Genomic DNA, 22008 nt, shown 5'->3' on the forward strand with positions numbered 1-22008 from the left:
CAGCAATCCGAAGAGGTGCCCGAAAAAGATGCCGAGGATGCCGACATGGAAAAGGTTCGAACCCCAGCGCAGTTGGCGTCGACTCAGGAGCTGCGACGAGTCGCTCTTCCACGTGTACTGCTCGCGGTCGAAGCGGATCAGACTGCCGACGAAGAAGACCACCAGGCAAACGTAGGGGTAGATGCCGAATAGAAATTCGTGGACGTAGCTCATCGCGCTGCTCCTTTGTAGACGTGAATCACGGCCTGATCCTGAGAGGGCTTCGATCCGCAGCCGAACGCAGGCGCTTCCGCCCATTCCCGGTCGAGCGCTTCCAGGTCTTCGACGTGTCCGCCCGGCTTGCCGCGTTTGCCCGCGAAGTCGAGCCCCTTCTCGCCGCACAATGTGAGCAGGGCCGAGAACACCGCGGCGTAGCCGCTGCCCTTCTCGAGCAGACGGCCTCCCAGCTCGCGCAGGATGTGGGAGGTCTCGGCCAGGTTCTTCTTCGCCTCGGCAAGGGGTAGCTCCGAAAGATATTCGAGGAACACGGGCAGGTAGTCGGGCAGCTCGTTCGTCGCGAGATCGAGCCCCTGACGGCGATAGACCTCGAGCAGATTCACCATCGCCTGCCCGCGGTCGCGCGACTCGCCGTGCACGTGCTCGAAGAGATGTAGCGAGAGGGCGCGGGTACGGTCGAAGAGCGCGACATAGCGCTCCTGCCACGCGTAGAGATCACCCTCCTTGAGCTCCGCCAGGAAGCTCGCGACCGCCGCCCGCTCCCGCAGCGGCAGCAACCCTTCGGCATCGATGGCAGCGCCGATCTCGGGCACCGCCGCCAGGAACTCCGGCTCCGGATATGCAAGGAGCGCTGCCAGTGCCTTGAACGTAATCATCGCCAAGTTCCTCCTCGAACCCCGACCCCGCGGACCCCGTTCACGACGTGACCTTGATCGGAATGACCTTCTTCTGCTTGCCGAAGAGGCTCGCCTCCGACTGGCCGTCCGAACAGGCGTTGCCGAAGCTGAAGCCGCAGCCCCCGCGCAGGTCGTAGGCATTCTCCGCGTACTCCCGGTGCGTGGTCGGGATCACGAACCGGTCTTCGTAGTTCGCGATCGCCATGTAGCGGTACATCTCCTGCACCTGATCGGGCGTCAGGTTCACCTGCTTCAGCACCGCTTCGTTGGCCCGCCCTTCCACGTGCTTGTCGCGCATGTAGGCGCGCATCGCGAGCATCCGTTCCAGCGCGAGCTGCACGGGCGCCTCGTCGCCCGCGGTCAACAGGTTGGCGAGATACTTGAGCGGAATGCGCAGTTGACGCACGTCGGGGATCATGCCGTTCAGGCCCAGTTGCCCGCTGTTGGCGGCAGCGGAGATCGGCGAGAGCGGCGGCACGTACCACACCATGGGCAGCGTGCGGTACTCCGGGTGCAGCGGCAGCGCGACCCGCCAGTGCATCGCCATCTTGTAGACGGGCGATCCGCGTGCGGCCTCGAGCCAGGCTTCCGGCACACCGTCGCGGCGCGCCTGGTCGATCACCTCCTGCGCGAACGGATCGAGGAAGATCGAGAGCTGGGCCTTGTACAGGTCTTTTTCGTCTGCCACCGAGGCCGCCTCTTCGATGCGGTCCGCGTCGTAGAGCAGCACACCCAGGTAGCGGATGCGCCCGACGCAGGTCTCCGAGCAGACGGTCGGCTGGCCGGCCTCGATGCGCGGGTAGCAGAAAATGCACTTCTCGGCCTTGCCGGTCTGCCAGTTGTAGTAGATCTTCTTGTACGGACAGCCGGAGACGCACATGCGCCAGCCGCGGCACTTGTCCTGGTCGATCAGGACGATGCCGTCCTCGTCGCGCTTGTAGATGGCGCCCGACGGGCAGGCCGCGACGCAGGTCGGGTTGAGGCAGTGCTCGCACAGCCTCGGCAGATACATCATGAAGGTGTTTTCGAACTGGCCGTAGATGTCCTTCTGGACGCCCTCGAAATTCTTGTCCTGCGAGCGCTTCGAGAACTCGCCGCCGAGAATCTCCTCCCAGTTCGGACCCCATTCGATCTTCTCGATCCGCTCACCGGTGATCAGCGAGCGGGGCCGCGCGGTCGGGAAGGCCTCCAGTTCCGGCGCCTTCTGCAGGTGCTCGTAGTCGAAGGTGAAGGGCTCGTAATAGTCGTCGATCTCCGGCAGGTCGGGATTGGCGAAGATGTTCGCCAGCACCCGCCACTTCGAGCCGATGCGCGGCTGGATCTTGCCGTTCGCCTTGCGCTTCCAGCCGCCCTTCCAGCGGTCCTGGTTCTCCCAGTCCTTCGGGTAGCCGATGCCCGGCTTGGTCTCGACATTGTTGAACCAGGCGTATTCGACGCCTTCGCGGTTGGTCCACACGTTCTTGCAGGTGACCGAACAGGTGTGGCAGCCGATGCACTTGTCGAGGTTGAGCACCATCGCGATCTGAGCGCGGATCTTCATCGATCTTCTCCTCTTCACTCGGCCGCGACGGCCTTCGGGCCGCGCTGATGCGCGCTGGATTCATCGAAGGGCCGCTCGAGCCAGTCGACATTCGCCAGCTTGCGGACGACGACGAACTCGTCGCGATTGGTGCCGATCGTGCCGTAGTAGTTGAAGCCGTAGGCGAGCTGTGCGTAGCCGCCGATCATGTGGGTCGGCTTCAGCACCGCGCGGGTCACCGAGTTGTGGATGCCGCCGCGCTTGCCGGTGGTCTCCGACCCCGGCACGTTCACGATCTTCTCCTGGGCATGGTACATGAACACCGTGCCCTGCTTCATGCGCTGGGAGACCACCGCCCGGGCGACGAGGGCGCCGTTGGCGTTGAAGGCTTCCACCCAGTCGTTGTCGACGATGCCGGCGCTGGCCGCGTCGGTCTCCGACAGCCAGACGATGGGGCCGCCGCGCGACAGCGTCAGCATCATGAGGTTGTCGGTATAGGTGGAGTGGATGCCCCACTTCTGGTGCGGCGTGATGAAGTTCAGCACGACCTGCCGGTTGCCGTTGGGCTTGAGGCCGACGACCGGCTTCACCGCCTTCAGGTCGATGGGCGGGCGATAGACGCAGAGCGCCTCGCCGAAAGCCCGCATCCACAGGTGGTCCTGGTAGAGCTGCTGACGTCCGGACAGCGTCCGCCACGGGATCAGTTCGTGGACGTTGGTATAGCTCGCATTGTAGCAGACCTTCTCGCTTTCGAGCCCGGACCAGATCGGCGACGAGATGATCTTGCGGGGCTGGGCCGCGACATCCCGGAAGCGGATCTTCTCGTCCTCCTTCGGGATGGCGAGATGGGTGTGGTCCCGGCCGGTGAAGCCGCCGAGCGAGCTCCAGGCCTTGACCGCCACCTCGCCATTGGTCTCCGGCGCCATCATCAGGATGACCTCGGTCGCGTCGATGTCGGTCTCGATCTTCGCCAGCCCCTTGGCGGGACCGTCGCGATGCTCGCCGTTCAGCTCCTTGAGAAGCTGGACCTCGTGCTCGGTGTTCCAGGCCATGCCCTTGCCGCCGTTGCCGACCTTGGTCATCAGCGGTCCGAGCGAGGTGAAGCGGGCGTAGAGATTGGGATAGTCGCGTTCGACCACCGTGACGGCCGGCATGGTCTTGCCGGGGATCGGCTCGATCTCGCCCTTCTTCCAGTCCTTGACGTCGAAGGGCTGGGCGATCTCGCCGGGGCTGTCGTGCTGGATCGGGCTCAGCACCACGTCCTTCTCGACGCCGAGCACTTCGGGCGCGACGTCCGAGAAGGTCTTCGCGATGCCCTTGTAGATCTCCCAGTCGGACTTCGATTCCCACACCGGATCGACCGCCGCCGTCAGCGGGTGGATGAAGGGGTGCATGTCCGAGGTGTTGAGGTCGTTCTTCTCGTACCAGGTGGCCGTCGGCAGCACGATGTCCGAATAGACGCAGGTCGTGGACATGCGGAAGTCGAGCGTGACGAGCAGGTCGAGCTTTCCTTCCGGCGCCTCGTCGTGCCAGACGACCTCCTTCGGCTTGGCGCCGCCGGTGCCGCCGAGGTCCTTGCCCAGCACGCCGTGGGACGTGCCGAGCAGGTGCTTGAGGAAATATTCGTGGCCCTTGCCGGATGATCCCAGCAGGTTGGAGCGCCACACGAACATGTTGCGCGGCCAGTTGCGGGGGTGGTCGGGGTCCTCCCAGGCGAAGGCGAGGTCGCCGGTCTTCACCGCCTTCGCGACATAGTCCTTCGCCTCAAGGCCCGCCGCCGCGGCCTTGGCCGCGATCTCCAGCGTGTTTTCCTTCAGCGTCGGATAGGCCGGCAGCCAGCCCATGCGGACCGCGCACAGATTGTAGTCGATGATCGTGCCGTCCCAGTCGCCCTTCGGCGCGGTCGGCGACAGGATCTCGCCCGGCGTCACGGTCTCGTAGCGCCACTGATTGGTGTTCACGTAGAAGGCGGAGGTCGAGTTCTGCTGGCGCGAGGGACGCGCCCAGTCGAGGCCGAAGGCGAGCGGCGCCCAGCCGGACTGCGGCCGGAGCTTCTCCTGACCGACATAGTGCGACCAGCCGCCGCCGGACTGGCCGATGCAGCCGCAGAGCACCAGCATGTTGATGACGCCGCGATAGTTCATGTCGGCGTGGAACCAGTGGTTCATCGCCGCGCCGATGATCACCATGGACCGGCCATTGGTCTTCTCGGCGTTGCGGGCGAATTCGCGCGCCACCGTGATGATCTGGTCGCGCGGCACGCCGGTGATCTTCTCCGCCCAGGCCGGCGTGTAGGGGCCGTTCTCGTCGAAGCTCGTGGGCGCGGTATCGCCGACGAAGCCGCGATCGACACCGTAATTGGCCAGCATCAGGTCGTGGACGGTGGCCACCAGCGCCTCGCCGTCGGCGAGCCGGAGACGGCGGACCGGCACCTTGCGCGTCAGCACCGAGTCATGGTCGGTCGAGGTGAAATGCTCGTGGGCGATGTTGCCGAAATAGGGGAAGGCGACATCCGCGAATTCCCGGCCCGCGCCGTCCAGCGAGAGCTGCAGCCGCGTCTCGTTGCCGGAGGCATCCTTCGCCTCGAGGTTCCACTTGCCCTTTTCGCCCCAGCGGAAGCCGACCGAGCCGCGCGGCACGCAGACCTCGCCGGTCGCCTCGTCGATGGCGACTGTCTTCCATTCCGCATTGTTGGTCTCGCCGAGGCCGCCGGCGAAATCCGAGGCGCGCAGCTGGCGCTCGGGAACCAGGCGGCCGTCCTGCTCGACCAGCCGGACGAGCATCGGCATGTCCGAGTAGCGGCGGACGTAGTCCTGGAAATAGGGCACCTGCCGCTCGACGTAGAACTCCTTGAGGATGACGTGGCCCATGGCCATGGCGAGCGCCGCGTCCGTGCCCTGCTTCACCGAGATCCAGAGGTCGGCGAACTTCGAGGCCTCCGAATAGTCGGGGCAGATCACCACGCTCTTGGCGCCGCGATAGCGCGCCTCGGTGTAGAAGTGGGCGTCCGGCGTGCGCGTCTGCGGCACGTTGGAGCCCCACAGGATCAGGAAGCCGGAGTTGTACCAGTCGGCGGATTCGGGCACGTCGGTCTGCTCGCCCCAGGTCTGGGGCGAAGCCGGCGGCAGATCGCAGTACCAGTCGTAGAAGGACATGCAGACGCCGCCGAGCAGCGACAGGTAGCGCGCGCCGGCCGCGTAGGAGACCATCGACATGGCCGGGATCGGCGAGAAGCCATAGACGCGGTCGGGCCCGTAGGTCTTGACCGTGTAGGCATTGGCCGCCGCGATGATCTCGTTGACCTCCTCCCATGTCGACCGGACGAAGCCGCCATGGCCGCGCTTGGAGGTGTAGCTCTGCCGCTTCTCGGGGCTCTCGACGATGGAGGCCCAGGCTGCGACCGGCGCCAGCGTCGCGCGCGCCTCGCGCCAGAGCTTGACCAGCCGCGAGCGCACCATCGGGTACTTCACCCGGTTGCCGGAATAGAGGTACCAGGAATAGGACGCGCCACGCGAACAGCCGCGGGGCTCGTGGTTCGGCAGTTCCGGCCGCGTGCGCGGATAGTCGGTCTGCTGGGTCTCCCAGGTGACGATGCCACCCTTGACGTAGATCTTCCAGGAGCAGGAGCCGGTGCAGTTGGCGCCGTGGGTGGAGCGGACGATCTTGTCCGACTGCCAGCGCCGCCGGTAGCCGTCCTCCCAGGAGCGGTCCTCGGTCGTGGTGATGCCGTGGCCGTCGGCGAAGGTGCCAGCCGGGCGGCGGAAGAAGGTCAGGCGGTCAAGGAAGTGCGACATGGCCGGGTCCCCGTGATCACTGGGCGGGCTGGAGAACAGGGGCGGTCCGGGCGCGCTCGACGTCGTGGAGGACGCCGCCGCGGCGCGTGTAGACCGCCCAGGTGATTGCGATGCAGGTGAGGTAGAAGGCGAAGAAGGCCCACAGCGCGGCGTTGACCGAGCCGGTCATGGCGATGGAGGTGCCGTAGGCCTTGGGGATGAAGAAGCCGCCATAGGCGCCGATCGCCGAGGAGAAGCCGATGATGGCGGCCGCCTCCATCTCCGACTGGCGGGCGCGGGTGGGCTCGTCGGCGCCCGGCATCAGGCGCGCCATGTCCTTGCGCATGATCGCGGGGATCATCTGGAAGGTCGACGCGTTGCCGATGCCGGTGAGCATGAACAGCGCCATGAAGCTGAGGAAGAAGCCCAGGAAGGCGCCCGGCTGGTCCTTGACGGTGATGAAGTACAGCACCGCGAGAACCGCAACCGCCATGCCGACGAACACCCACAGGGTCACGCGGCCGCCACCCCACCGGTCGGAAATCCAGCCGGTGAGCGAGCGCGACACGGCGCCGACCAGCGGGCCGAGGAAGGCGAGTTGCAGGGCGTTGACCTCCGGGAACAGCGTCTTGGTCAGCAGCGGGAAGCCTGCCGAATAGCCGATGAAGGAGCCGAAGGTGCCGACATAGAGCCAGCACATGATCCAGTTGTGCTTGCGCTGGAAGATCACCGCCTGCTGCGCGAAGGAGGCCTTCATGCTCGCGAGATCGTCCATGCCGAACCAGGCGGCGATGGCCGAGGCCGCGATGAACGGCACCCAGATGTAGCCGGCGTTCTGCAGGAACAGCCGCTCGCCGGTGCTCGCCACCTGCGCGTCGCCGCCGATGGCGCCGAACACGCCCGCCGTGATGACCAGCGGCACGACGAACTGCACCACGGAGACGCCGAGATTGCCGAGGCCGGCGTTCAGCGCCAGCGCGTTGCCCTTCTCCGCCTTGGGGAAGAAGAAGGCGATATTGGCCATGGACGAGGCGAAGTTGGCGCCGCCGAAGCCGCAGAGCAGGGCGAGCGCGAGGAAGATGGCGTAGGGGGTCGACGGATTCTGGACGGCGAGGCCGATGCCGACCGCCGGGATCATCAGCGACCATGTCGCCAGCGTCGTCCACAGCCGCCCGCCGAAGATCGGCGGCATGAAGCCGTAGGCGATGCGCATGGTGGCGCCCGACAGGGCCGGCAGCGCCGCGAGCCAGAAGAGCTGGTCGGTCGTGAACCTGAAGCCCACCGCCGGCAGCTTGGCGACCACCACCGACCAGACCATCCACACCGCGAAGGCGAGCAGGAGGTTCGGGATCGAGATCCACAGGTTGCGGGTGGCGATGGCCTTGCCCTTGGAGGCCCAGTAAGCCGGGTTCTCGGGAGCCCAGTCCTGGATCGCGCCGGAGGCCGCCAGCGCGCCCTTCTGGGCGGCGCCGTGAACCGGCTGCATTTCCGGGAGCTCGGGAAGGGCCGAACGGTCCACGCCCTGCTCGCGGGCCTCGCGCTCCATGGTCTGGATGGCGAAGTGCATCCAGACGAGGGCAACGGCGGCGATCAGGAACAGCAGCCAGAAGCAGCTCTGCCAGACGCCGGTCAGGTCGTTCATCAGGCCGAAGATGATCGGCAGGACGAAACCGCCGAGACCGCCGATGAGGCCGACGACGCCGCCGACCGGCCCGACCCGGTTCGGGTAGTAGACGGGGATGTGCTTGTAGACCGCCGCCTTGCCGAGGCTCATGAAGAAGCCGAGGACGAAGGCCACCACGATGAACGGGACGAGCCCCAGCTCCATGTGGAACGTCACCGGCCCGGTCATGGTCCGGACCGAATAGTCCGCCGGCGGATAGGACAGGATGAAGGTGCAGGCGACCGAGACCAGGAAGGTCCAGTACATCACGGTGCGCGCGCCGAACTTGTCGGAGAGGTGGCCGCCATAGGCGCGGAAGATCGAGGCCGGGATCGAATAGGCCGCGCCGACCATGCCGGCGGCGGTGATGCTCAGGCCATAGACGCCGATCAGATAGCGCGGCAGCCACAGCGCCAGCGCGACGAAGGCGCCGAAGACGAAGAAGTAGTAGAGCGAGAAGCGCCAGACCTGGATGTTCTTCAGCGGCTCCATGAGCGCCGAGATCGGCTCCGGCTTGTCGCCCCGCGCGCGGCGTGCGGCGAGGTCGGGATCGTCCTTGGTGCCCAGGAAGAAGACGACGGCCGTGACCGCGAGCGCCACCGCCCAGACCACCGCCACCATGCGCCAGCCATAGGCGATCATCACGAAGGGCGCGGCGAACTTGGTGACGGCCGCGCCGACATTGCCGGCGCCGAAAATGCCGAGCGCCGTGCCCTGCCGCTCCTTCGGGAACCACTTGACGACATAGGCGACGCCCACGGCGAACGAGCCGCCGGCGATGCCGACGCCGAGCGCGGCGATCAGGAAGGTCGGGTAGTCGTAGGCGAAGGTGAGCAGGAAGGTCGCCAGCGCCGCCGACAGCATGGTGATCGCGTAGACGACGCGACCGCCATACTGGTCGGCCCAGATGCCGAGGATCAGGCGGATCAGCGAACCGGTCAGGATCGGCGTGCCGACGAGCAGGCCGAACTCGGTCTCGCTCAGCGACAGGTCGCGCTTAATCTGGATCCCGATGATCGAGAAGATCGTCCAGACCGCGAAGCAGATGGTGAAAGAGAACGTTGAGAGCCAGAGCGCGCGATTCTGGTCGGCACTCGACGGCGACGGCGCTAGCGTCATGATGACAGCCCCAGGAGCAGTTGCGACGCGTTGGCCGCAAGGAATGGCCGTGACACAAGCCCGGAGCGGAGACGGATGTATTGATGGAAATCAAAACAGTTCTGAATTTTGCAATGCGAAAGCTATTTTTGACTTCAATCTCCTCGCTCATTGTCTAATGTTGCCGATAGTACATTCATTCGACGCATCTCGCTTTGACTTTTGTCAAATTCGAACCAGCGTGAGATCGGGAGATTCACGGCATGCGCGCAACGGACATCCAGACGGTTCGAGCCCTGCCGCTCTTCGCCGGAATCGGCGAGGCCCAGTTCGCCGCGCTGATGGACGCGGCGCTGCTGCAGCGGTTTCCGGCCCAGGTCCAGCTCATTCACGAGGGCGAGGAGGCCGATTTCCTGCACATCGTGGTGGAGGGCATGGTCGAGATGTTCGCCTCCGGCAACGGCGAGGAGACGACGATCGGGTTTCTGGCGCCGGTATCGACCTTCATCCTGGCCGCCGTTCTGGTCGAGAAGGTCTATCTGCAGTCCGCGCGCACGCTGACGCCCTCGCGCCTGCTGATGATCCCCGCGGGCGCGGTGCGCAAGGTCTTCGCCGGTGACACCGCCTTCGCCGGCGCGGTCGTCATAGAACTCGCCGAGCGCTACCGGGACATCGTGCGCCAGCTGAAGACCCAGAAGATGCGGACCGGCATCGAGCGACTCGCCGCCTGGCTGGTCGCCCATGGGGAGGCGACGCCGGACGGACTGGTCGTCCGGATCGCCTTCGAGAAGGTCAAGCTCGCCAGCTTCCTCGGCATGACGCGCGAAACGCTGTCGCGCAGTTTCGCGGCGCTGGCGGATTATGGCGTGTCGGTGTCGGGGCGAACGATCCGCTGCGCGGACGCCGATGCGCTGATCCGGCTGGCGCGGCCGGACCCGCTGCTCGACGAGCACGGACAGCCCGCCTGAGGTCTGCCGTCACGGTCGGACGGCACGCGGAATCGCATTGCCGCGCGCCTCGACTGCATTGCCGACGACGCCGCCTGGCGGCCGGTCGGTCCATGCACGGATTTCGGAGAGGTTTGGTACAGCTGCCCCGGCTCGAACGGGGGACCTCCAGAGCCACAATCTGGCGCTCTAACCAACTGAGCTACAGCTGCACATCGGACGCGGCGCCAAGGCCGGTCCAGCGGGGCGGAACCTAGTCTGAAGGTTCCGCCATTGCAAGTTGGGTCGTCGCGACCCCGCCTGAGGTTCACGGCTTTTTTCAAAGACGCCGCGCGCGCTCGTCGAAACGCCGCCGCGCCATGAAAAAGACCCGGGCAAAAGCCCGGGTCTCAAGGTTCGGACCGCGGCTGCAAGGACGCGGTCCCGGGAGAATCGGAGCGATCAGGCCGCGGCGGACTTGAAGGCCTTCTCGATCTTCGCCTTCACCGGCTCGGCGGTGTCGGTCGCGGTCTTCTGCGCGATCGCGGCGAGATCCTTGGACTGGACCTGCAGGGTCTCGAACTGCTTGCGCAGGAAACCCGACTGGAGCTCGATCACCTCGGCCAGCGTCTTCGCGCCCATCAGGTCGCGGACATGGTCGAAGCTCGCATTGACGTTGGTGCGCGAGGCCTCGAGAGCCTTCAGGTTGAAGTCCTTCACGCCGGCCGAAGCCGTGGCGTAGGTGTCCTCGACCAGGCCGGTGGCCTCCTCGGCGGCGGTCTTCAGCTTGGCATAGCCGTCCTTGGCCTGCGCGACGACCTTGTCGGCGGCGTCCCGGAGGGCGGCCGGAACCTCGACCTTCGACATGTCGAAAGCCGTGCCGTCGAACTTCGGCAGGTCGAACTTGGGCATCTCGAACTTCGACAGGTCGAAGGCCGGGAAGGCGAAGGCCGGCGTGGCGGCGGATTTCTCGGTCTTGGGCGCTTTGGCAGCCTGGCTCATGGGGAGTTCCTCAAAGGGGACATTGACATAAGCACTTGCCGCGCCCCGTCCCCGGAGGCCATGCGGCGTGGCATGACGCGAATATAGGCAAAAATGTTGTGCGATGCAACAAATTTTGCGGCGCACAAGAAGATAACCCGCCAATCGCCGCAAAGTTCCGCGAATTCAGCATGTTGCGCCGCAGCGGAAACCGCCATTCAAGACAGTGCGACGCCGGTGGGGCGGGTTCTATTTGCTGCGCCGCCCCTGCGTCAGCGACGCGCCGAGCTCGCGGGCCTGGGCCTGCATGGCCTCCATCTGGCTGCGCAAAAACTCGGACTGGAGCTTCATCACCTCGGTCATGTCCGTCGCCCGCACGAGCTGCTGGGCGAAGGCGAAACTGGCGGCGACGTTGCTTTCGGCGAAGGCGATGGTCTTGCGACCGATATCCTGCGCGCCCGCCTGAACCGTGTCGCCATGGTCCTCCATGGCCGCGACCGTGCGCTGGGCGGCGCCCACGAAGCCGTCGAAGGCCCTGCGGGCCTGTTCGACGCTCTTGTCGGCGAACTCACGCATCTCCAGCGGAATCTCGTAGGCGCCGGATTCGTGGTCACCCGATGTCCGGGCGCCGGATGCCTGCTTCACCATGGAGCCCTCCTACGGGGTCGGTGATTCGCACGTTTCAGCCGTGGAAATCATAGCCGTTCCGCCGGGCCCGCCAAACCTCGGCAGAGGCGTTACACACCGGAAGGTGAAACGGATGCGGCGGTCAGGCGCCCTGCCGCCGCGCCAGTTCGGCCCGCAACCCCTGGATCTCGGCAGCCACCGCGTCGAGGCGGTGCAGCATTTCCTGCTCGGACCCGGCGGGATGGGTGAGCTTGGGCTGGTCCTCGTCGGTCTCCGCGTCGAGCGCGGTCACGACGACGCCGATGAACAGGTTCAGCGCCATGAAGGCCGAGATCACCATGAAGCTGATGAGGAAGAACCAGGCGGACGCAAACCCCTTTTCCATCAGCGGCTTGACGATGCCGTTCGACCAGTCGTCGAAGGTCATGGCCTGGAACAGCGCATAGGCCGTCGCACCGAGCGTGCCGAACTGCTCCGGCGCCGCCTCGCCGTAGAGCTTGGTGCCGATGACCGCGAAGACATAGAAGATCAACCCCAGCAGCAGGCCGATCGAGCCCATGCCCGGTAGCGCCGTGATCAGGCCGCCGACAACCTTCCTGAGCGAAGGCACGGTGGTAATCAGGCGCAGCACGCGCAGCACGCGCAGGGCCCGGAGCACAGACAGGGATTCGGTCGTCGGCGCGACCGAGATGGCCACGACGAAAAGGTCGAACAGGCTCCAGGGGTCGCGGAAGAAGGCCGTGCGGTGAACCAGGATGCGGGCCGCCACCTCGACGACGAAGATGGTCAGGATCGCCGTATCGAGGAAGGCCAGCGCCGGCCCCGCGACGGCGCGCGCGGTGCTGCTGGTCTCGAGGCCGAGGGTTACCGCGTTGACCACGATGAGGACAATGATGAAGCGCTCGAACCGCGGGTGGGCCAGCAGGACGCGAAGCTTGTCGATCATGGCAACCGGGGGTGATTTGCAGCCGCGATGCGGCGGTGGTTAGCATGGGTTCCGGCCGCCTCGCCATAGGTGCGAAGCGCCTGCGGCGCGGCGCCCGGCCCCGGATTAACCCTAATGCCGGGTTGACGGCCGGTGCGGCCTTGGCGGCGTGGACCTTCCGGCGTGGTTCCGACACAATCGCGAAAGACATCATTCACCATTCTGGCGGCGCTGCGTCTTGCCGCCGGCCACGCCGCCACGGGATCGACCGCATGACATCCCAGCCCCCGCCGATCTCCGAGGTCCTCGCGGACCCAGTGGTCGCCGACATGATCGCCGAGAGCGGCCCCTGGTGGCTGTGGACGGCCGATGCCGCGCATCTCGTCGCGACCAACGCGGCCGGTGCGCGCGCCATGGGCGCGACCGGAGCCGCCGCCGCCACGGCGCGGAGCTATGACCAGACCCACGCCTTCGCCAGCCAGATCCGCCGGATGGCCGGCCAGCCCGGCGTGGCCGCGCGGTCGGAGCGGCTGCGCGTCTTCGGCCGGTTCGGCTCGGAAAGTGCCGTGGCGGAGGTCCGCTCCATCGCCGCCGGCGAGGGGCGTCTGCTCGCGGTCCGGCTTGCCGCGCCAGGTCGCGGCGATGCCCGTGAGGCGGCCCGCGCCTTCCTCGGCGACATGAGCCAACCCGCCCTGCTGTTCACGGGCGACGGCGCGCCGCTCGGCGCCAGCGGCACTGCGGCCGGTATCGGCGGCCTGCCGCTCGCCGAGCTGATCGCCCCGGAGATCGCGCGCGTCACGGCCGATCTCGACCGCGATGGCCGCGCATCGGTCGCGCTGGTCAACGGAACGATGGCGCTGGCGCGGATCGCCGCCGCCGATGCCATCATCGCCCTGCTGCCGCAGGCGGACCTGCCGGTCTCGACCGGCGGGCTGAGGCTGGTTGTCTCGGCTCCCCCCGTCGCGGAATCCGAGGCGGAGGCGGCCGTTGAGCCGGCTGCCGGGCCGGAGCCCGCGGAACCTGATACCCCCGCGATTCAGGCGGAACCTGATCCGGTCGCGCCGGAGCTTGCCGACGCATCCGAGGCCGAGGCGGCTGCCGCTGCGGAATTGCCGGCCGCCCCGGACATGGCTCCGGCCACCGCCGAACTCTCTGCGCCGGCCGACGCCGGACAGATCGAGGCGCCCGTGCGTTTCGCCTGGCGGATGGACGGATCGCTGACCTTCCACGCCATCGAGCCGGCCACCATGGCGGCGCCCGCCGGGCTCACCCTGCGCGAGGCGTCGGCCCGTTTCGGGCTCGACCCGGAGAGCCAGTTCGCCCGCGCCGTCGAGGCATCGCGGCCGTTCAGCGGCGTGCCGGCCGTCTGGCCGCTCGGCGACGGCCCCCGTCGCCTCGCCGTGACGCTCGCCGCCTTCCCGACGCTGCGCGAGGGCGGGCTTCAGGGCTATGCCGGATTCGGTCTTGTCGTGGAGGAGATCGCCCCGGCGTCAGCGCCTGTCGAGGTCGCCGAGCCGGAACAGCGTGCAGCTCCAGAGGACATGGCGGACGCGGCGAGCGCGCAGGAGACCGCGACGGATGCCCCGCTGGCCGAAGCTGCGGTGAATGATGCGCCGGATGCGGCTGCCAATACCGATGCCGATGCCGACGCGAGCGCCGTCCCGCCGGCCGCCGGCAAGGATGCGGCCGCCGATGCGCGCCCGGTTCTGACCCTCCATACCAATCCGCCGAACGTCGTCGCCCTGCGGTCGAGCGCGGGACAGGACCCACGGCGACAGGGTCTGTCGCCCGGCGAGCGCAATGCCTTCCGCGAAATCGCGCGCGCGCTTGGCGCGCGCACCGAATTCGATGAGGAAACGCCGGCCGCCACGCGCGAGGCAACCCCGGAAACCACTGCCGAAACCAGCGAGACCAGCCAGCCGGACGAGGCTGCGACCAGCGCCGCCAGCGAGCCGGCAGATTCCCCGGAGGTCGCCGAGAAGGCTTCCCCGGCCCCGACGCCAGCCGCCGACGAGCCGGATGCGGCCGGCGTCACCGCCGATTCCGGCGACGAGCCCGTCGAAACCATGCCGGCGGCGGAAATCGCGCCTGCGATCCCCGAAGTCGTGCCGCCGCCCAAAGTCGTGCCGCCGCCCGAAGTCGTGCCGCCGCTCGTGGAGCAGCAGCGCTCGATCATTCCGCCGGCCTTCGCGGCCCCGCCGCCGCTCGCCCCGCTGGAGCCGCCTCCGGCCATCCGCGACTTCGTCGATTCCGGCACGCCGTTCGGGCCGCTGCCGAGCGCCTTCGGCGCGACGCCACCGGCCGACGGCCCGGCGCCCGCCGAACCGCAAACGGCGCGCGCGCCGGCTGCCGATACCAATACCGACATGCGCGCCCTGCTCGACAAGGTGCCCGCCGGTCTCGTCGTTCATCGCGGCAACCAGGTGCTGTTCGCCAACCGCACCGTGCTGGACTGGATCGGCTTTGCCGATGCCCCGGCGCTGGAACAGGCCGGCGGCATCGCGCGACTTTTCGCCAGCGACCGCGCGCAGGGCGAGGGCGACGACAGCGTCACGCTGACGGCGCGCGATGGTTCGACAATCGCCGTCGACGCCCGCCTGACCAAGACGACATGGTCCGGCGAGCCGGCCTTCCTGTTCACGCTGCGCCGGCCGGAAGCGACCGCCGATGCCGAAAGCGAGACAGCCGATCTCGCCGAACTGCGCGGCCGTCTCGACGAGGTCGAGCAGATCCTCGACACGGCCACCGACGGCATCGTCATCGTCAATGCCGACGCCTCGATCGAGAGCATGAACCGCTCGGCGGAAGCCCTGTTCGGCTACGAATCCGCCGAGGTGAAGGGCCGCAGCGTCACCGCGCTGTTCGCCCCCGAGAGCCATCGCTCGGCGCTCGACTATTGCGACGGCCTCCTCTCCAACGGCGTCGCCAGCATCCTCAATGACGGCCGCCAGATCATCGGACGGGTCAAGCAGGGCGGCCTGATCCCGCTCTACATGACGATGGGACGGACCGGACCTTTGACAAAGCCGAAGCTCGCCGCCGTCTTCCGCGACATGACCCAGTGGAAGAAGGCCGAGGAAGACCTCCTTGCCGCCAAGCGGCAGGCCGAGCAGGCCTCGTCGCAAAAGTCCGATTTCCTCGCCAAGATCAGCCACGAGATCCGCACGCCGCTGAACGCCATTATCGGCTTCTCCGAGGTGATGATGGAGGAGCGCTTCGGCCCGGTCGGCAACGAGCGCTATCGCGACTATCTCAAGGACATCCATTCCTCCGGCGGCCACGTCCTGTCGCTGATCAACGACCTGCTGGACCTCTCCAAGATCGAGGCCGGCAAGCTGGAACTGTCCTTCACCAGCGTCGACCTCAACGACATCATCCAGTCGACGGTCGCCATCATGCAGCCGCAGGCGAACCGCGAGCGTGTCATCATCCGCTCCTCGCTGCAGCCGCGCCTGCCGAACATCGTCGCGGATTCCCGCTCGCTCCGGCAGATCGTGCTGAACCTCCTGTCGAACTCGGTGAAATTCACCCCGGCCGGCGGCCAGATCATCGTCTCGACGGCCCTGTCGGATGCCGGCGAAGCGGTGCTGCGCGTGCGCGACACCGGCGTCGGCATGACGGAGACCGAGCTGCGCGCGGCCATGGAGCCGTTCCGGCAGGTGGCGACATCCAACCCGCGCGCCGCGAAGGGCACCGGGCTCGGCCTGCCGCTGACCAAGGCGCTGGTGGAAGCCAACCGGGCCTCGTTCGGCATCTCCTCGACGCCGAACCAGGGGACGCTGGTGGAGGTGGTGTTCCCGCCGACGCGGGTGCTGGCGGAGTAGCGCCGGCCCGGCGAGCCCGCCGCCGGGCGCACTTGCCGAACGTGCCTGAAACCTACCGAACCAGCGTTACGCTGTCAAGCATATTTTCCTAAATCACCACAGCTAGCGCCCGCGGCGCATGGTCAGCGTCACCCAGCCCTCGATCTCCTCGCGCATGACAAGACGGAGCCCGCGCGACCGGTAGGCCGAGATCACCAGGTTGGCATGGGGCGGGATGATGCCCGACAGGATTACCGTGCCGCCCGGCGCGACCAGCCGGCAGAGATCGGTCGACAGGCCGACCAGCGGTCGCGGCAGGATGTTGGCGAGGATGAGATCGTAGGAGCCCCCGCGCCGGAAGCGGGCATCCTTCAGGCCGGCCGCGTGGATCGCATGGACATAGGTCCGCGCCTTGTTCAGCACGGCATTTTCGCGCGCCGCGATCACCGAGACGAGGTCGATGTCGGAGGCGAGCATCGAGACGCGGTTGCGCAGGCCCGCCGCGATGGCCAGAACCCCGGTGCCGGTGCCGACGTCGAGCGGCCGAAACGAGCGCCGTGCCTTGGCGAGGCGGTCGATGGCGCGCAGGCAGCCGAGCGTCGTGCCGTGATGCCCCGTTCCGAAGGCGAGCGCCGCCTCGATCTCGATGGGGATGGCGTTGGGCGCGACCTTGTCGCGGTCATGCGAACCGAAGACGGTGAAGCGTCCGGCCTGCACGGGCTTGAGGCCGTCGAGGGACGTGCGCACCCAGTCCTTGGACTCGATGGCGTGGAAGGTGAGGCAGGCGGCGACCGCCTCGCCTGCCGCGACCCTCACGAGTTCGCGCACATTGGCCTCGTCCGGCTCTTCGCGGAAGAACACCTCGACCAGCCAGATGCGACCGTCCGGCGCCTCGAAGGCGGCGACCGCCGTCTCCGCCGGATCGAAGGTCTCGGAGACGATGTCGGCGACGCGCCGCGCCGCCTTCTCCGAGGTTTCGAGCCGCATCAGATGGGTGGGCGAGACGGGGTGCAGGCCTTCGAGCATGGCGCGTGATAGCGCTGGACAACAAAGGAGTCACGCAGGATGCGGCTCACATATTCGGCCGAACACCCTCGCAGCGCAGTTCATCGCGCCCAACCTCATAGCGTCGGCGATCCCCGAACCGCATGTCCTTGTGGCGCGGACAAGCGCCGTTCGCCTTGTGCGGCTTGCACAGGAGGCAACCAGCGCGGCGGTTCTTTGGGCGTTTGCGCTTGTGATGCATGTCATGCCCCTCCGACCATGCATGCTAGGCGCGGCGGGGCAGCTGGTGGTTGCGGCGAAGTCACGCCGCCTGCACAAAGCTGTCGACCACCTTCTTCTCGCCGGCCTTGTCGAACTGCACGGTCAGCTTGTTGCCGTCGGCCGCGACCACGTCGCCATAGCCGAATTTCAGGTGGAACACCCGGTCGCCGGGCTGGTAGCGCGAGGGCTCGCCAGACGACTTGGCGATCAGTTCGCCCTCGATGGTGCGCCCGCTTCCCGAACGGTCCGTCAGCCGCCCCTGAAAGCCGCCGCGCCCTTCGGCGAAGGTGGAGCCGAAGGCCTGGCTGCCGGAGCGGCCGGTGAAGCGGGCCTGCGCCTCGGCCAGCGCCTTCTGCGCCTGCGCGCGCTGCCAGCCGGGGGTCGAATAGGTCGACGAGAAGGTCTCCACCTTGTCGAAGCGGCTCTGGCCGAAATTGCCGCGCCCCATGCCGCCGTAACCGGATGTGCCGAGGCCTTCGGAAATCTCCACGTGATCCGCCGGCAGGTCGTTGACGAAGCGGCTCGGCACGGTCGACTGCCAGAGGCCGTGAATGCGGCGGTTGCCGGCGAAGTAGATCTTCGCCCTGCGCCGTGCCCGGGTAATCCCGACATAGGCGAGACGACGCTCCTCCTCCAGGCCCGCACGGCCGTTCTCGTCGAGCGAGCGCTGGTGCGGGAACAGCCCCTCCTCCCAGCCCGGCAGGAACACCGTGTCGAACTCCAGACCCTTGGCGGAATGCAGTGTCATGATCGAGACGGCGTCGTCGATCTCGCCCTCGCCCCGCGCCTCCGTCACCAGCGCGATATGCTCAAGGAACCCCGAGAGGTTCTCGAATTCCTCCATGGAGCGGACGAGCTCCTTGAGGTTCTCCAGCCGGCCCGCGCCCTCCGCCGTCTTGTCCTTCTGCCACATCTCCGTATAGCCGCTCTCGTCGAGCACGAGCTGCGCCAGCTCGTTGTGCGGCATGGCCTCGATCTGGCCGGCCCAGCGGTCGAAATTCTCGATGAGGGCTTTCAGCGCGCCGCGCGGCTTCGGCTTCATCTCCTCGGTCTCGACCAGCACGCGGGCGGCCTGCATCAGCGGCACGTTCCGCGCACGCGCATGATCATGGAGCTGCTGGAGCGTCGCGTCGCCGAGACCGCGCTTCGGCGTGTTGACGATGCGCTCGAAGGCGAGGTCGTCGGAGCCTTGCGCGACGCAACGCAGATAGGCCAGCGCGTCGCGGATCTCCAGCCGCTCATAGAAGCGCGGTCCGCCGATGACCCGATAGGGCAGGCCGATGGTGATGAACCGGTCCTCGAACTCGCGCATCTGGAACGAGGCGCGCACGAGAATGGCGGTGCCGTTGAGCGGCTGACCCTGCCGCTGGATCTGCTCCAGCTCCTCGCCGATGGAGCGCGCCTCTTCCTCCGAATCCCAGACGGAGGTCAGCGTCGGCTTGGCTCCATCCTCGCCGTCGGTGAACAGCGTCTTGCCGAGCCGCCCCTCGTTATGGGCGATGAGGTGGGCGGCGGCCGCGAGGATATGGCCGGTCGAGCGGTAGTTGCGCTCAAGGCGGATGACCGTCGCGCCGGGAAAATCCTTGTCGAAGCGCAGGATGTTGTCGACCTCCGCGCCGCGCCAGCCATAGATCGACTGGTCATCGTCGCCGACGCAGCAGATGTTCTGCGGCCGCCCCTCCTGCCGCTGGGCCAGCAGGCGCAGCCAGAGATATTGCGCGACGTTGGTGTCCTGATACTCGTCGACGAGGATGAACTTGAACTTGCGCTGATATTCCGCGAGCACGTCGTCATTCTCGCGGAACAGGCGAATGGTCTCCAGCAGCAGGTCGCCGAAATCGACCGCGTTCAGCACCTTCAGCCGCGCCTGATAGTCGGCATAGAGCCGCAGGCCCATGCCGTTGGCGTAGGCCGCGGCCTCGCCGGCCGGAACCTTGTCGGGGGTCAGCGCCCGGTTCTTCCAGCCGTCGATGGCGCCCGCCAGCACGCGCGCCGGCCAGCGCTTCTCGTCGATGTTCTCGGCCTGGATGAGCTGCTTCAGCAGGCGGATCTGGTCGTCGGTGTCGAGGATGGTGAAACCGGACTTCAGCCCGACCAGTTCGGCATGCCGGCGCAGGATCTTGACGCCGGTCGCGTGGAAGGTGCCGAGCCAGGGCATGCCCTCCACCGCCTCGCCGACCAGATGGGCAATGCGCTCCTTCATTTCGCGCGCCGCCTTGTTGGTGAAGGTCACCGCGAGGATTTCGGAGGGAAAGGCTCGTCGCTGCGACAGGATATGGGCGATGCGCGTGGTCAGCACCCGCGTCTTGCCGGTGCCGGCGCCGGCCAGCACCAGAACCGGCCCGTCGATCGTCTCGACGGCGGCGCGCTGCTCGGGATTGAGGCCGGCGAGATAGCCCGCGGCGGCCTGGTTGCCGCGGGCGGCCATGGCCCGTTCGGCAAGGCTTGGCTGACGCTGGGCGGGGTCTGTCATGACGTGCGGATGTTCCGATTCGGTTCTCGCCCAAAATGGGCGTTCCGGGGCCGGAAGCCAACCCGCCGGCTGTCCTTGCGCGAACAGCCCGCAACGAAAAGGGCCGGCGCTGCCGCCGGCCCTCTGGATGATGCGGTATCGCGGTGAGCGTCAGCGCAGGACGACAACCCGGGTGCCGACGCGCACGCGGTTGTAGAGATCCGTGACGTCGTCGTTGGTCAGGCGGAAGCAGCCCGACGAAACCGCCGTGCCGATCGTGTGCGGCTCGTTCGAGCCGTGGATGCGATAGAGCGACGAACCCAGATAGAGCGCCCGCGCGCCGAGCGGGTTTTCCGGGCCGCCCGCCATGAAGCGCGGCAGGTCGGGGCGGCGGCGCAGCATGGCGGCCGGCGGACGCCAGTCCGGCCACTCCGCCTTGCGCGTGATGCTCTGGTTGCCGCCCCAGGAAAAGCCCGGCCGGCCGACGCCGACGCCGTAGCGGATGGCCGTGCCGCCCGTCTGAACGAGATAGAGGCGGCGCTCCTGCGTGTTGATGACGATGGTGCCGGGCGAATAGCGGCCGGAGAAGGAGACTGTCTCGCGCGGAATGGCCGAGACGCCGGTGCCGGGACGCGGCCCGCCATCGGTGCGCGCCATGGTGCGCATGGGCTGGTTGGTGGCCGGGTCGATGATGACCTGCTCGCCCGAACCGAAGTTGACGAACTGCGCCTGGGCGGCCGACGCGCCGAGGAGGAGAGCCGCCGCCGTGGCGAGGATGGGCACGAAGCGCCGCATGGATGCACCTTGACCTTCTGAATGCGGTTGACCAGCGCCGGAAGCCGGCAGGGCCCCGATCATGCAACACCGCCGGTTGGATAGACCTTAATCGCCGGCCGCAATGCAACCGTGACGCGATGCCCGGCGTGGTCGGAAAGCCACGTTTCCTCACGCAGTGTGACCGCCGCGCAACGCTCATGCGCGGAACGAAAGGCAGGGCTGCGGCCGGGTTGGAGCATGCCGCCCCGTCTCACCGCAACGTGACCGGGACCCGCCCAGCCTCTCGCAATCGCCGGCATGACCGGCCATATAGGCGCCATGTCCACGATCCCCGATATCACCCACGGCGCCGACGACATCGTCGTGCCTTTCCAGGTCGACGAGCTCGACCTGCGCGGCCGCGTCGTCCGCCTCGGCCATTCCGTCACCACGATGATCGACCGTCACGGCTACCCGCCGCCGGTCGCGCGGGTGCTCGCCGAGGCGACGGCGCTGACCCTGCTGCTCGGCACCGGCCTCAAGTTCGATGGCCGGCTGATCCTGCAAACCCAGACTGACGGCCCCATCCGCATGGTGGTGGTCGACGTGACCACGCCCGACCGCGTGCGCGCGCTGGTCCGCTTCGACGCCGACAAGGTGGAGGAGGCGGTTGCCGCCGGCCATGGCGACCCCGCGCGCCTGATCGGCAGCGGGCAGCTGGTCATGACCATCGACCAGGGCGGCGACATGCAGCGCTACCAGGGCATCGTCGCACTCGAGGGGCAGGGACTGGAGAAGGCCGCCGATCGCTATTTCCTGCAGTCGGAGCAGATCGACACGCGGGTCCGTCTCGCCGCCGCCGAGGAATATGTCTCGGAGGACGGCCACATGCGGCGGGCCTGGCGGGCTGGCGGCATGCTGGTCCAGCACCTGCCGAAATCGGGCGAGGCGGTGACCCGCGATCTCCATCCGGGCGATGCGCCGGAAGGCACCCTGCCGCCCGACCCCCATGAGGCCTGGGCCGAGGCGCGCGCGCTGACCGACACGATCGGCGACGACGAGCTGGTCGATCGCACCCTGTCGCCGGAACGGTTGCTGTTCCGGCTGTTCCACGAGCGCGGCGTCAGGGTGTTCGACGCGCAGGACGTTGCCGAGCACTGCACCTGTTCGCGCCATCGCATCGAGAATCTTGTGAAGAGCTTCACGGTGGACGAGCGGCGCGACATGGTCGAGGACGGGCAGATCACCGTGACTTGCGAATATTGCTCGACGAGCTACCGGTTCGCGCCGTCGGAATTCGATACGGTCGAATGACCTGCCGGGTGG

General features: G+C 67.4%; 14 protein-coding genes and 1 tRNA gene. 3 read left to right on the forward strand and 12 right to left on the reverse strand.

Annotated features, from left to right (window positions below; genetic code table 11):
• The 5 genes from JNK84_RS14990 to JNK84_RS15010 all read right to left on the reverse strand — a co-directional run.
• Positions 1-213, reverse strand: a 213-nt coding sequence (locus JNK84_RS14990; RefSeq protein WP_293425235.1) for a respiratory nitrate reductase subunit gamma, incomplete at its 3' end; no start/stop codon positions are given.
• A complete protein-coding gene (gene narJ / locus JNK84_RS14995) occupies positions 210-872 on the reverse strand; it encodes a nitrate reductase molybdenum cofactor assembly chaperone (protein ID WP_293425237.1) in 663 nt (220 codons plus the stop codon). The genes narJ and JNK84_RS14990, both read right to left, overlap by 4 nt.
• Positions 873-912: 40 nt before the next feature.
• On the reverse strand, positions 913-2433 hold the full coding sequence (gene narH / locus JNK84_RS15000; RefSeq protein ID WP_293425239.1) for a nitrate reductase subunit beta: 1521 nt from the start codon (positions 2431-2433) through the stop codon (positions 913-915).
• A gap of 14 nt (positions 2434-2447) precedes the next feature.
• Positions 2448-6206 carry a nitrate reductase subunit alpha gene (locus JNK84_RS15005; RefSeq protein WP_293425241.1) on the reverse strand — a complete coding sequence of 1253 codons (3759 nt, stop codon included), beginning with the start codon at positions 6204-6206 and terminating at the stop codon, positions 2448-2450.
• A gap of 16 nt (positions 6207-6222) precedes the next feature.
• Positions 6223-8967: a nitrate/nitrite transporter gene (locus JNK84_RS15010; RefSeq protein WP_293425243.1), complete on the reverse strand. Its 2745-nt coding sequence runs from the start codon at positions 8965-8967 to the stop codon at positions 6223-6225.
• 242 nt (positions 8968-9209) lie between these two features.
• Between JNK84_RS15010 and JNK84_RS15015 the strand changes: the two genes are divergently transcribed.
• On the forward strand, positions 9210-9914 hold the full coding sequence (locus tag JNK84_RS15015) for a cyclic nucleotide-binding domain-containing protein (protein WP_293425245.1): 705 nt from the start codon (positions 9210-9212) through the stop codon (positions 9912-9914).
• 114 nt (positions 9915-10028) lie between these two features.
• Here JNK84_RS15015 and JNK84_RS15020 read toward each other — a convergent pair.
• From JNK84_RS15020 to JNK84_RS15035, 4 genes are all read right to left on the reverse strand, one after another.
• A tRNA-His gene (locus JNK84_RS15020) sits at positions 10029-10105 on the reverse strand.
• A gap of 229 nt (positions 10106-10334) precedes the next feature.
• Positions 10335-10874: a phasin gene (locus JNK84_RS15025; RefSeq protein WP_293425247.1), complete on the reverse strand. Its 540-nt coding sequence runs from the start codon at positions 10872-10874 to the stop codon at positions 10335-10337.
• A gap of 228 nt (positions 10875-11102) precedes the next feature.
• On the reverse strand, positions 11103-11501 hold the full coding sequence (locus JNK84_RS15030) for a phasin (protein ID WP_293425249.1): 399 nt from the start codon (positions 11499-11501) through the stop codon (positions 11103-11105).
• A 121-nt stretch (positions 11502-11622) separates the two neighbouring features.
• The gene (locus JNK84_RS15035) at positions 11623-12426 is read right to left on the reverse strand and encodes an ion transporter (protein WP_293425251.1); all 804 of its coding nucleotides are present in this window, start codon (positions 12424-12426) and stop codon (positions 11623-11625) included.
• 251 nt (positions 12427-12677) lie between these two features.
• On the opposite strand from JNK84_RS15035, the gene JNK84_RS15040 reads away from it, so the two are divergent.
• Entirely contained in the window at positions 12678-16229 is a 3552-nt protein-coding gene (locus JNK84_RS15040) for a histidine kinase dimerization/phospho-acceptor domain-containing protein (protein WP_293425253.1), read from the forward strand.
• Between the two features lie 102 nt (positions 16230-16331).
• On the opposite strand, the gene JNK84_RS15045 is transcribed toward JNK84_RS15040, so the two are convergent.
• From JNK84_RS15045 to JNK84_RS15055, 3 genes are all read right to left on the reverse strand, one after another.
• Entirely contained in the window at positions 16332-17234 is a 903-nt protein-coding gene (locus JNK84_RS15045; protein ID WP_293425254.1) for a 50S ribosomal protein L11 methyltransferase, read from the reverse strand.
• 280 nt (positions 17235-17514) lie between these two features.
• A complete protein-coding gene (locus tag JNK84_RS15050) occupies positions 17515-19947 on the reverse strand; it encodes an ATP-dependent helicase (RefSeq protein WP_293425256.1) in 2433 nt (810 codons plus the stop codon).
• Positions 19948-20097: 150 nt separating this feature from the next.
• Entirely contained in the window at positions 20098-20721 is a 624-nt protein-coding gene (locus JNK84_RS15055; RefSeq protein WP_293425258.1) for a L,D-transpeptidase, read from the reverse strand.
• Between the two features lie 279 nt (positions 20722-21000).
• Here JNK84_RS15055 and JNK84_RS15060 point away from each other — a divergent pair, with 279 nt between their 5' ends.
• On the forward strand, positions 21001-21996 hold the full coding sequence (locus JNK84_RS15060) for an Hsp33 family molecular chaperone (RefSeq protein ID WP_293425260.1): 996 nt from the start codon (positions 21001-21003) through the stop codon (positions 21994-21996).
• Positions 21997-22008 lie beyond the last annotated feature (12 nt).

It is taken from the genome of Phreatobacter sp. (assembly GCF_016793595.1).
GTDB lineage: Bacteria > Pseudomonadota > Alphaproteobacteria > Rhizobiales > Phreatobacteraceae > Phreatobacter.